This window comes from Marinobacter sp. 2_MG-2023 (assembly GCF_030546935.1).
In the GTDB taxonomy this organism is placed as follows: Bacteria; Pseudomonadota; Gammaproteobacteria; order Pseudomonadales; family Oleiphilaceae; genus Marinobacter.
Genome location: NZ_JAUOPH010000004.1, coordinates 387,739 through 399,412 on the forward strand (window position 1 = coordinate 387,739; position 11,674 = coordinate 399,412).

Below are 11,674 nucleotides of genomic sequence, written 5' to 3' on the forward strand. Positions count from 1 at the left end.
GGCTGGCGAGTCATTGACAGGCACAGGCCTTCCACACATGCTCCATCCCACAGACATAATCAAAAAGTGAGTACGAGCCCGGATGACAAGCCTGTTTAGTAACCCAGAATTCTGGCAATACCTCAGCATCCCCATTATTGCGGCACTCATTGGCTGGACCACCAACTGGCTCGCCATCAAGATGACTTTCTTCCCACTGGAGTTCGTTGGCAAACCGCCCCTGTTGGGCTGGCAGGGCATCATTCCATCAAAAGCCCGGAAAATGGCTGCTATCAGTGTCGACGCTACAATTTCCAAAATCGGCACTGTGCGGGAAATTTTCCAGCAGATTGACCCCAGAGTACTCGCCACCCACATTGTCCACTCCGTTGAGCCTCGCATTGAAGAATACGTGGACGAACTGATGCTTAGAGAGCACCCCACATTCTGGGAAAACCTTCCCGCTTCAGCGCGAAAAATGGTCTACGACCGGGTGCGTAAATCTACACCTCAGCTTGTAGACAACCTGGTGGACGACATATCTGACAACGTCGAAGATCTGCTTGATATCAAAGGCATGGTTATTGAGAGGCTGGCTGCAGACAAACAGTTGCTGAACCGCATCTTTCTGGAATGCGGCGAGGTCGAATTCCGCTTCATTGTAAACTCCGGCCTTTACTTCGGTTTCCTGTTCGGCCTGATTCAGATGGCCGTCTGGTACTTCTATCAGAACTGGTGGGTGTTGCCCGTTTTCGGGTTACTAGTGGGCTGGGCAACCAACTGGATTGCACTGAATGTTATCTTCCGGCCTTTGCGTGCCAGGAAGATCGGACCATTCCGCATTCAGGGCCTGTTCCTCAAACGGCAACCCGAGGTCGCGGAATCCTTCTGCCACATAGTGACCCACGAAATCCTTACCGTCGGGAATATCATCAACGCTATTCTGGAAGGCCCCAAGGGTGACCGCGCCCGCAATATGGTAAAAAAGCACATCAAACCTCTGGTCGACGAAACGGCTGGCATGGGCAAGGCACTGACACAGATGGCGTTTGGCCCTACAGGCTTTGCCACCCTCAAAAACCAGGTGGGCGAAAAAGCCATCGAGATATCTAAAACATCCTTTAATAATCCGGTGTTCGAAACCGACCGCGCACGCGCCGTTGAGTCTATTATGGTCGAGCGAATGGTTGCCCTGTCATCGGTAGAGTTTCAGGATCTTCTGCGCCCCTGTTTTCAGGAAGATGAGATCAAGTTGATTCTGGTAGGTGCCACGCTCGGCTGTGCGGCAGGTATATGCCAGCTTGTTTTCGTATTTGGTGGCGCACTGGTATAACCGCCCTACTGGCCTTAACGGGTTTGGCCTGTGCAAGCCTGCGGTGTACCTCTATACTGCGGGATATGAGTGCGTACTCTTTCACGACTGATTGATCCGGAGGGTGTGAATGCCAGGCTTCTTTTCCTGGATTGCAGGCTTTTTCAAGACAGCAGAACCGCCACCTTCTCCAATGGCTGAGGCCAGGCTGTTTAATCCTGCGAAAACCACAGAACAAGGTGAAGTACCGGAGAACACCCAGGACCTTACCCTGCAACTTGAAGAAAACCTGTTCTGCTGGCTTCTGGACACGGGGCCTTCAAACCTGCACTCAGAATCAAGCTCATGGGACGCAGTGCTTCAGGAGCTTCAATCCCGCCTTACAAATAACACGATGGAAGAGGTTCCGAGACGGCCCATGACGCTGCCGATGCTCATGAAAGCCCTCTCGGATGAGGGTTCTGACCGTCATAAGCTGACGCAGATTATTCTTGGTGACCCCGCTCTGACGGACCAGATTCTGCAAGTTGCGAACAGCCCGTATTTCCGCACCGGGGAGCACACCATCGAGTCTGTCGACCAGGCTGTCTTTGTACTCGGAATGAACGGCATCCGAAATGTGATCTCTGCTGCGGTTATGCGCCCTATGATGGCCGCCCGTAACAGCCGGGAAGCGCTGTTCGCCCAGAGGGCCTGGGCCTGGGGCCTTACATGCGCACGCGCTGCCGAGTTTATCGCCGATATCCGCAACGAAGACACAGGTGCACTTTTTACGGCCGGCTTGTTGCCGGCGCTTTCCTATATAACGATTCGCCGGGAGCTTCAGCGCATTTGCAAAGCTCAACGTGGCAGCGATGAACCCGATACCGCCTTGATACGCAACGCAATTTCACGCTATCAGTGGGTGGCTTGCCAGCTAATTGCAAGCGAATGGAACCTGCCGCCCAAGTACCACGCTTACCTGATGGCAGCAGAGCGCCCTGCCCCGGATCAGGAAGAAACGACATTGATCGACGGCATGGTAATAGGCAGTCGCGAAGTCCTGCGCCACGCCCACCAACGAAATCTGCCCGAAGAAGATCTCAACAAGATTGTACACCTTACCCCGGAGCAGACCGGTCGCGTGCGTACAGCGCTGAAAGCTTTGCTCAACCAGGGGGCTAGGGGCTGATCTCAGGCCGGGCGCCGTTTTTCAGCAGAGCCGCGAATGTCATGGATTCGTTCTTGCGCTCGCCCTTGAGCAACTCGACAGGAAATACGGGCGGCAACCGATCAACGACCCGATCCTCATCGTGGCGCACCACCTGAAGCACATCACCCACCGTAATCAGATCCAGAGCCCGCCCGGGTACAAGCTGATCTCCCTGCTTGCCCGCCAATGAAAGCAACCCCGCACGAATCAACTTGTCACTGACTCCGCGCGTCACTTCACCCGGCACCCTCAAGGTTTGTTCCAGAGCTTCCTGCTGCGGTGCTTTGTGGCCCTCACTGAATGGACGCGCCACCAGCCACATCATGGCTAAAGCCACTTTCTCCTGGAGCTCCGGTGCCAATTGCACATGGGTATGCTTGGCAACGGCACCGGGGTTTTGCAGGTAAAACGCCAGGCTCGCACCCAGAAGCAGAATCATCCAGTTCAGGTAAATCCAGATCAGCATGATAATACCGATCGCAAAGCTGGAATAAATGGCGGCGTACTTTGCTGAACCGGCCACAAAGGAGGCAAACAACATTCCACCGGCTTGCCAGGAAACCCCGGCAACCAGACCACCAATAAAGGCATACCTCAGCTTCACCCGGGTGTTGGGCATGAACACATAAACAAACGTAAAGGCGCCTACCACCAAAAAGAACGGCGTAAAACGACTGACCACGAGGATAACCGAGCCAAACGGCTCAATGGCAATCAGCGCCTGTACAATGGATGAAGAGAAGATAGTTGCGCTGACACCAATGGCCGAGACCATCAGTAGCGGCCCAACCATGATAACGCTGAGGTAATTGCTGAATCTCTGGGCGACCGACCGCATCTCCGGCACTCGCCAGATCATGTTGAATGAGCGCTCGATTTTCTGCACCAGCGAAACCACAGTATAAACCAGCAACGCAAGGCCTACAGAGCCCAGGACACCCACCTTCATATTGTCCACAAAGCCAAGTACGCGCTCGGCCATTTCAATACCCTCAGGCCCCATGGGCTGAAAAAACTGGAACAGGAACGGCTCCATGCGCTGGTGGACACCCAACGCTTTCAGCACCGAAAAACTCAGAGCCAGCAGAGGGACAATACTGAGCAGCGTGGTGTAGACCAGACTCATGGCATGGAGGGTCAGCTGCCCACTGATAACATCTCGCATCAGCGCGTAAGCAGAGCGCCCTACTTTATAGAGCCAGGTCCAGGGCCACCTTTGCGGCGGGTTCGGGTTTGCAAGAATCCAGCTTTCTGCAGCCTGGAGTCGCTCTTTGAATTGGAAGGAAGCCACTTTAGATCCTGTTGGTCCAGATTTGTTCAGATTATCAGTCAGATATCTGCTTTCCATCCAGTATGACGGATTAACAGCTTTTTGCGAGGCGCTCGTTCAATATAACCATATCGACATTAGTTACTTCCACTTATAACAAAAAGACTGTAAAAACGTTCACATCTTATATGTCGCCCAACCAAATAGGTTTTACATGCGCATCAAAACCGCCTTGGGAGCTTTTGCTCTTTCAACACTGTTCCCTACCGCCGCCCTGGCAACGAATGGTTACTTCAGCCACGGTTACGGGGCCATAAGCATGGGCATGGCCGGCGCTGGTTCAGCCTTGTCTCAGGACAGCATGGCTGCTTCCACCAACCCGGCGGGCATGGCCTTTGTGGGCAGCCGTATTGATGGCGGCATAGAGGTATTTTCACCACGGAGAGAATATTCAGTTGAAGGCCCTCTATCACCCCCTCCCGCATTTTCTCTTCAGCCGGGCACCTACGAAAGCAGCAAAAACGGCTTCCTCATCCCTCATTTCGGATTCAACCATGAGGTCTCAGACACCACGGCTGTGGGTGTTTCCATTTTTGCCAATGGGGGCATGAACACCGACTACTCGGGTGACAACGGCGGGGCATTCTATGGTGGCCGTACCGGGGTGAACCTTGAGCAGCTATTTATTGCACCAACGGTGTCCTGGGAGTTTGCCGACAATCAAGCCATCGGTATTTCTCCAATAGTCGCCTATCAGCGCTTTTCGGCGGAAGGACTGCAGAGCTTTGCGCCGTTTTCGTCCGATGCTGACGCACTTTCCAATAATGGTACAGATGACGCCTGGGGTTACGGGTACCAGATAGGTTGGCAGGGTAAAATCACCGATACCCTGCGGGGTGGTGTCAGTTGGCGCAACATTCTGAAAATGGGAGAGTTCGACAAGTATCGCGGACTGTTCGCAGAACAAGGCGACTTCGACATTCCACAAATGTTCAATGCCGGCATTGCCTGGTCAGGCATCCAGGATCACTGGCTTCTATTGGACATCCAGCATATTCGATACAGCGAAATTAACAGCATAGGCAACTCTGTAATGCCCATCACACCGGGATCTTTGGGTACAGATGAAGGGCCCGGGTTCGGCTGGGACGACATGACCATCGTAAAACTTGGATGGCAGTGGCAGCAGACTCCTGGGCATGCCTGGCGGGCTGGCGTGAGCTACGGAGAAAACCCGATCTCCGCCGAAGACGTTTTATTCAACATCCTTGCGCCGGGAGTGCAGGAATGGCACTTCACGGGTGGATTCACTCACGGTTTCAGCGAAAACCTGGAATTGTCAGCAATGGCCTTCTTCTCGCCCGCGAAAGAAGTCTCCGGCCCCAACCCACTGGCGCCTAACCAGACAATTAGCCTGGAAATGTACCAAATCGGCGCCTCCGCCAGTCTGGGTTGGGTCTTTTAATCGCCACAGTAAAGCAATGGGTGTGACAGCTCCTCTTCTGATTACCAGGAAACGGAGCTGTCAGGGCCACGCTTGATGATAGGCGTTTCACCTTCCCAGATAGCCAGGCCTGATTCGAGATCGGTCAGGGACAACTGAATGTAGTATTCCACCTGCTGCTCCTTACCAACCTTATGATTACGCTGAAGAATTTTTCCTGAAAGGCTCAGATCAGGTGCCTGAAGTGTGCCTTTACGCATAACGCCTGACTGATCAAACTCCTCCGAATCGCGCAACTCACGCGCTTTCATGTTCATTTCATCCTCTGCGCCGTTGAGGCCGACGGCTGTGGTGGTCACAACCTTTCCGGATTGGAGAAGGGATACGCGGATTTTTTTGGTGAGCTGGTCGGTATCAATACGCTGCATGGTGTCGTTGGTCACACGGCTGACCACCATGATGTAACGGCTACCATCGGGATTGTTTACGGCGCCACTGGCAAGCATGTCCTCAACAGCATCTGTGGCCGCCTTTTCAAAATCCCGGTAGTCCATAGTCATAGCGACGGGGCCATCGTCAGCAGCCGGGTCAATATAGCGGGCAGGTGCGGCGCAGCCGGCGACAACAGCCAGGCCGACTGAAATGGCAAGAGCACGTATCAACATAGGAAGTTCCTTTTATTTGGGTTCACGGAGGTGCAACTGGTAACTGGTGGCCCTGGCATGAGGTGCAGTGGCATCGAAGTAGCGCACCTGGCCAGTCAACAGGGTTGCTTTGCGATAACCCTCACCAACGCTTTTAACAACCATGCCATTATCGTCAAACCAGATCACGGTCCATGCAAGCTCGGCATCTGACCTCGCTTCCACCGCAAACTGCACTTGCAGAAGGCTATCACCACCGGGTTGAGCCAGGCGTTGATCAAAGAGTTCTGTCACCGTCATGGCGTAGCTGACTTCCGGGTCTACCCTAAGGTTTTGCCTCTCACTCATTGAATGAGTTTCCGGCTGCGAGGCGCAACCTGCCAGGCCGAAAATCAGCAGACTGGCTAATAATAGTGTTTTCATAGCATGATTCCTCATCTCACTCGGGCATGCGCCTTAATGTCGCTTCAGTTTTCCCCTGCAAATCCATAGTGATAACCGTCGCAGGGGCACTCAGTGTAGGTCGCTTAACATACACCAGTGTGAATGCCTGGTGTGGAATATCCAGTTCACCCAGCACCTTTCCCCGGTTATCCAGTAGCGTGATGCTCCCGCTTTCAGGGCGATCGACACGTAAGGCTTCCCAATGATCAGGTAATGCCTGCCAGCTGCGCAGGTCGGCCTGAGTAGTCGCAACCGCATATGCGGCAGCAAAAAGCTGGCCCCAGGGGCCAAACTGATCTGCCGCCTCGCTCTGGAGAACGGCTTTACTTATCGCAGACGCAACAGCTCGGGAGAGTATGCCCGGGAACCGCTCTTTCATCTCGGTACGGATAACCTTGCCCATGTCCGAAATTCTTTCTGTCTGAACGAGCTGTCCGGTGGGCTCGACCACGCCGAGGCCACCAGGTACAGCGGATCGTTCAGTATACTCCGGTAGAGCTATACCCACATACGCGGGCGCCTGGTGGGCGCCGCGCACAATAAACAAGGGTACATCCAGTCGGGATTCTCGCAGAACCGGCCCCAACCCGTTCTCATACAAAACCCATACTTGCGGGGGCAACTCTTTCAATGACTGTCTGCCCGACGCGAGGTCGGCAGCCAACTCTGCATCGGCTTGCAGCACCCTGCTCCCCGGGCTCATTTGTGCAACACGACCAAGCGAGGTAACCGCCCGTTCATAATCTGCGGCGTCTTCAGCATTCGCAAGAAAGTAAATGCCATGGAGATACGTACTTGAGGGCACAATAAATTCAGGGAAAACAGACCAGCTCGAAGTCGCACCGTACTGGTTATCAACAGCTGACTGAAAGCGGCTGTCTCCAAGGCTGGTGCGAACCATCGAGGCTTTCTGGTTCCCGCTCTGGGCCTCACGCTTCAGGGCAGCCTGCTGCTCAGCGATTTCCTTGCGGAAATAATCAACAGCGCGACGGGTCCGGTCGTCGGCCCGGTTAAACTCGACCCGGGCGTATTCGGTATTGCCCGAAGCCAGAAACGCCAGTCCTTTATAGGTATTCACCAGCACAGCCTCAGACATCAAAGCCTCGTAGTCCCGTGTTGAGTCATTGACCATAACCGCCAAAAGGCCTTCCGTAGCACTCGCCAGCAAGCCCTCAGTATCGAGGTATTTCATGCCCTCCTCTGCCAGGTCGAACGCTTTGACAGATTCGTCATAATGACCTGTCAGGCGGTACATTTCGCCCTGATGCAGTAATTCGAGCAAGTGCGCCCTGGAATCGACAGGTTTCTTATCAGACTCACGGAAGCTCATCGCCTTAAGCGCCGACGTGTAATCACCGGCAACATAGGCTGAATTAAAAGAAGCGAGCTGATCACGTTGGTGGAACGACGAGCACCCTGAAACAAGAAGTGCCAAAATCGCCGCAAAAACCACGTACCAAGAGCTTTTCAAACTACCATTCCTTGCAAACCATCATCTCCCGCCCGGTCCTGTCCTTTGATGCGTCAGGAAATCGACGCAAGATTTCGTGCCGTAATTTCCACAATTCGCTGCCGCGCCTCACGGCTGGCCCAGGCCGAGTGCGGCGTAACAATCAGGTTTGGAATATCATCTGCTAACAAGGGGTTGCCATTTCGCGGCGGCTCCTCCGTCAGCACATCAAACCCGGCACCTCCAATAATGCCCTTTCGCAACGCATCTGCCAGGGCCGCTTCATCGACCAACCCGCCGCGGCTGGTGTTAATCAGCAGCGCGTCCGGTTTCATCATCTGCAATTCCCTGGCTCCAATCATATTACGGGTTTCATCGGTTAACAGGCAGTGAAGTGAGAGAACGTCCGCTTGCGGGAGGAGCTCGTCCATAGGAATCCTGGGGTACCCATCAACTTCCCCTGCCGACTGTCCAGGCCGGGCGCCCAGCACTATATTCATGCCAAATGCCCTTGCCCGTTCCGCAACACCCTGCCCGAGATCTCCGTAACCAACGATTCCGAGGGTTCGCCCCTCGAGTTCCATGATCGGGTGGTTCATCAGGCAAAACATGTCGCTTTCAGCCCAGCGCCCTGCACGCACATCACGATCGTAATCCAGCAGGCGCGTTGCCAAAGCCAGCATCAACGCCACGGTGTGTTGCGCCACCGTTGAGCGGCCATAGTTGGTCACATTGAGAACCTGGACGCCATGTTCTCGAGCGGCTTCCAGGTCAATATTGTTCACCCCGGTGGCCACTACTGCGATAGTTTTCAGCTCCGGACAATTCTCGAAATGCTCCCTGGTGAGCAAAACCTTGTTAACCAGAACAGTATCGAAGCCGCAGATCCGCTCGGCCACCTGCTCTGGCGTGGTTGCGTCATGTTTAACAATGCCGCCAGCAACCCGCTCAACAGCGGCAAGGTCTACATCATGGCCAAGTGTGGCCGCATCAAGAAATACCGCTTTCATACTTTTCTCCCTCATCAATATCGCCTGAGATTAAGGTAGACTGAACCAAACGTCCAAATAAGAGAGCGGAAACATGGAACACGAATTCTGGCACGAGCGCTGGAGTAAAAAGGAAATTGGCTTTCACGAAGGCACCGTCAACCAGTTTCTTTACGACCACTGGCCAGAACTTTCCGGCAGTGGTACCGAAAGCGTATTCGTTCCGCTATGCGGCAAAGCCCACGATATGTGGTGGCTGCATGACCGGGGTCATGCTGTCCTGGGCGTGGAACTGAGCGAGATCGCCTGTAAGGATTTCTTTGAAGAAGCCGGCGAAAAAGCCATGGTTCATCCCGGCGAGCCTTTCACAACCTTCAGCCATGACAATCTGCAACTCTGGGCCGGCGACTTTTTTCAGTTAGCCCCGGACGACCTGAAGCATGTCCGTCTGGTATACGATCGCGCTGCACTTATTGCCCTTCCCCAGCCTATGCGCAAGAAATATGTCGAGCACCTTACGGCCATTATCCCGGAAGGCACCAAGATTCTGCTCATTACCCTGGACTACAAAACCAGAATTACCCCACCGCCGTTTAACGTCAGCGACGAAGAAGTTCGGGAGCTCTATTCTGCCGACTACGACATCGAGCATGTCCTTTCCAATACCCTCCCCAACGATCACATGTTCACCAAACGCAAGGGCCTGATAGGCGCAACTGAGAGCGTATTCCGGCTCACTAAACGCTAGCACCGGGGCAGTAGCGGTAACATAATTTAATGAACCTTAACCGTTTACTGCCTGTCCAACCTCGTGACCGTGAACTAAGCTCAAGTTAGAGCTGGCCGGAATCCGGCACAGAACGTGATCGGCCGAAAACATCCTTTCCTTTAACCCATAACCAACGAATCGCCAGCATGGCGACCGTAACTGCAACGGGGATATTGCGTGTACTGAAAACTGAAGAACCGCGAGCGAGGGGCTACCCATGAGCATACTGCAGCAGTTTAGAAACCGGTATGAGAGCACCCAGGAAGAAGAGTACAGCCTTGAGGAATACCTCGAGATCTGTAAAAAGGATCCCACGGCCTATGCTACGGCCGCAGAACGATTATTGATTGCCATCGGCGAACCCGAATTTGTCGATACTTCCCGTGACACCCGCCTGTCACGTATCTTTTCCAACAAAATCATTAAACGATACCCGGAATTTTCCGAATTCTACGGCATGGAAGAGGCTGTGGAGAATATCGTGTCGTTCTACAGGCACGCGGCTCAGGGACTGGAAGAAAAGAAACAGATCCTTTATCTGCTGGGTCCCGTCGGCGGTGGCAAATCATCACTGGCAGAGAAGCTCAAGTACCTAATGCAAAAGGTGCCCTTCTACGCCATCAAGGGTTCTCCAGTTAACGAGTCGCCTCTAGGCTTATTCGATCCAGCCGAAGACGCCAGCATTCTGGAAGAAGAGTACGGCATTCCCTCTCGCTATGTGAAAAACATCATGTCGCCCTGGGCAGTCAAGCGCCTTCATGAATTTGGCGGCGATATCAGCCAGTTCCGTGTGGTGAAAAAATATCCCTCGGTGCTGGATCAGATTGGGGTATCCAAAACCGAGCCGGGGGATGACAACAATCAAGACATCTCTGCGCTTGTAGGCAAGGTGAATATCCGCATGCTGGAAGACTATTCCCAGGACGATCCGGATGCCTACAGCTTCAGTGGTGGTCTGTGTAAAGCCAACCAGGGACTCATGGAGTTCGTAGAGATGTTCAAGGCGCCCATCAAGGTGCTGCATCCATTGCTTACTGCGACTCAGGAAGGCAACTACAACACCACCGAGGGCATGGGTTCTGTACCGTTTGATGGCGTTATCCTTGCTCATTCCAACGAATCGGAATGGCAGACTTTCCGTAACAACAAGCACAACGAGGCGTTTCTTGACCGGGTGTACATCGTCAAGGTGCCCTACTGTGTGCGTGTAACGGAAGAGATCGAGATCTACAAAAAATTGTTGAAAAACAGCTCTCTGGCCGGTGCGCCCTGCGCGCCGGATACACTGGATATGCTGGCGCAGTTTTCCGTGCTCTCCCGCATCAAAGAGCCGGAAAACTCCAGTGTTTTTTCCAAAATGCGGGTCTACGACGGCCAGAACATCAAGGACACAGATCCCAAGGCCAAATCCATCCAGGAGTACCGCGATGCAGCGGGCGTTAACGAAGGCATGGACGGCCTTTCGACCCGGTTTGCGTTCAAGATTCTCTCCAAAGTCTTCAACTTCGATACCACCGAAGTGGCCGCCAACCCCGTGCACCTGCTTTACGTGATTGAAAAGCAGATTGAACAGGAGCAGTTCGCGCCCGAAACTCACGAACGCTATCTGCGCTTTATCAAAGAGTTTCTGGCTCCGCACTATGTGCAGTTTATCGGCAAGGAAATCCAGACGGCCTATCTGGAAAGCTACAGCGAATATGGTCAGAACCTGTTCGACCGCTATGTAACCTATGCCGACCTGTGGATTCAGGATCAGGAATTCCGGGATCCGGAAACCGGCGAGATTCTCGACCGTTCGTCTATCAACGAGGAACTGGAGAAAATCGAAAAGCCGGCAGGCATCAGCAACCCCAAAGATTTCCGCAACGAAGTTGTCAATTTTGTACTGCGGGCCCGAGCTAACAACCAGGGACAGAATCCATCCTGGCTTAGCTACGAGAAGCTGCGCAGCGTGATAGAGAAGAAGATGTTCTCGAACACCGAAGACCTGTTGCCGGTTATTTCGTTCAACCCAAAAGCCAGCCAGGAAGATCAGAACAAGCACAAGCAGTTCGTCGAACGCATGGTCGATCGGGGCTACACGGAGAAGCAGGTGCGCTTGCTGGCCGAGTGGTACCTGCGAGTACGCAAGTCGCACTAGCAGTGGCAGTGGGCTCGGTAAACGCGCCTGCGATACTTGCC

General features: G+C 53.7%; 10 protein-coding genes. 5 read left to right on the forward strand and 5 right to left on the reverse strand.

Annotated features, from left to right (window positions below; genetic code table 11):
- The first annotated feature begins 82 nt into the window (after window positions 1-82).
- Together Q4501_RS12380 and Q4501_RS12385 are read left to right on the forward strand one after the other, a co-directional pair.
- Window positions 83-1,312: a DUF445 domain-containing protein gene (locus Q4501_RS12380; RefSeq protein WP_303596551.1), complete on the forward strand. Its 1,230-nt coding sequence runs from the start codon at window positions 83-85 to the stop codon at window positions 1,310-1,312.
- 109 nt (window positions 1,313-1,421) lie between these two features.
- Complete coding sequence (locus Q4501_RS12385) at window positions 1,422-2,462, forward strand: HDOD domain-containing protein (RefSeq protein ID WP_303596552.1); 1,041 nt, start codon at window positions 1,422-1,424, stop codon at window positions 2,460-2,462.
- Here the strand turns inward: Q4501_RS12385 and Q4501_RS12390 are convergent.
- On the reverse strand, window positions 2,452-3,774 hold the full coding sequence (locus Q4501_RS12390) for a YihY/virulence factor BrkB family protein (RefSeq protein WP_303596553.1): 1,323 nt from the start codon (window positions 3,772-3,774) through the stop codon (window positions 2,452-2,454). The two genes, Q4501_RS12385 and Q4501_RS12390, sit on opposite strands and share 11 nt — an antisense overlap.
- A 193-nt stretch (window positions 3,775-3,967) precedes the next feature.
- On the opposite strand from Q4501_RS12390, the gene Q4501_RS12395 reads away from it, so the two are divergent.
- Window positions 3,968-5,218, forward strand: a complete 1,251-nt coding sequence (locus Q4501_RS12395) for an OmpP1/FadL family transporter (protein ID WP_303596554.1) — start codon at window positions 3,968-3,970, stop codon at window positions 5,216-5,218.
- A gap of 41 nt (window positions 5,219-5,259) precedes the next feature.
- On the opposite strand, the gene lpoB is transcribed toward Q4501_RS12395, so the two are convergent.
- Genes lpoB through Q4501_RS12415 form a run of 4 tightly spaced genes read right to left on the reverse strand, consistent with a single transcriptional unit; the run spans window position 5,260 to window position 8,745 of the window.
- A complete protein-coding gene (gene lpoB / locus Q4501_RS12400) occupies window positions 5,260-5,862 on the reverse strand; it encodes a penicillin-binding protein activator LpoB (protein ID WP_303596555.1) in 603 nt (200 codons plus the stop codon).
- A 12-nt stretch (window positions 5,863-5,874) separates the two neighbouring features.
- Window positions 5,875-6,264 carry a YcfL family protein gene (locus Q4501_RS12405; RefSeq protein ID WP_303596556.1) on the reverse strand — a complete coding sequence of 130 codons (390 nt, stop codon included), beginning with the start codon at window positions 6,262-6,264 and terminating at the stop codon, window positions 5,875-5,877.
- A 16-nt stretch (window positions 6,265-6,280) separates the two neighbouring features.
- On the reverse strand, window positions 6,281-7,756 hold the full coding sequence (locus Q4501_RS12410) for a COG3014 family protein (RefSeq protein WP_303596557.1): 1,476 nt from the start codon (window positions 7,754-7,756) through the stop codon (window positions 6,281-6,283).
- A 53-nt stretch (window positions 7,757-7,809) separates the two neighbouring features.
- Window positions 7,810-8,745: a D-2-hydroxyacid dehydrogenase gene (locus Q4501_RS12415; protein WP_303596558.1), complete on the reverse strand. Its 936-nt coding sequence runs from the start codon at window positions 8,743-8,745 to the stop codon at window positions 7,810-7,812.
- Between the two features lie 73 nt (window positions 8,746-8,818).
- On the opposite strand from Q4501_RS12415, the gene tmpT reads away from it, so the two are divergent.
- Window positions 8,819-9,472: a thiopurine S-methyltransferase gene (gene tmpT / locus Q4501_RS12420; RefSeq protein ID WP_303596559.1), complete on the forward strand. Its 654-nt coding sequence runs from the start codon at window positions 8,819-8,821 to the stop codon at window positions 9,470-9,472.
- 238 nt (window positions 9,473-9,710) lie between these two features.
- Window positions 9,711-11,633, forward strand: coding sequence for a PrkA family serine protein kinase (locus Q4501_RS12425; protein ID WP_303596560.1), 1,923 nt, complete (start codon window positions 9,711-9,713; stop codon window positions 11,631-11,633).
- The last annotated feature ends 41 nt before the right edge of the window (window positions 11,634-11,674 follow it).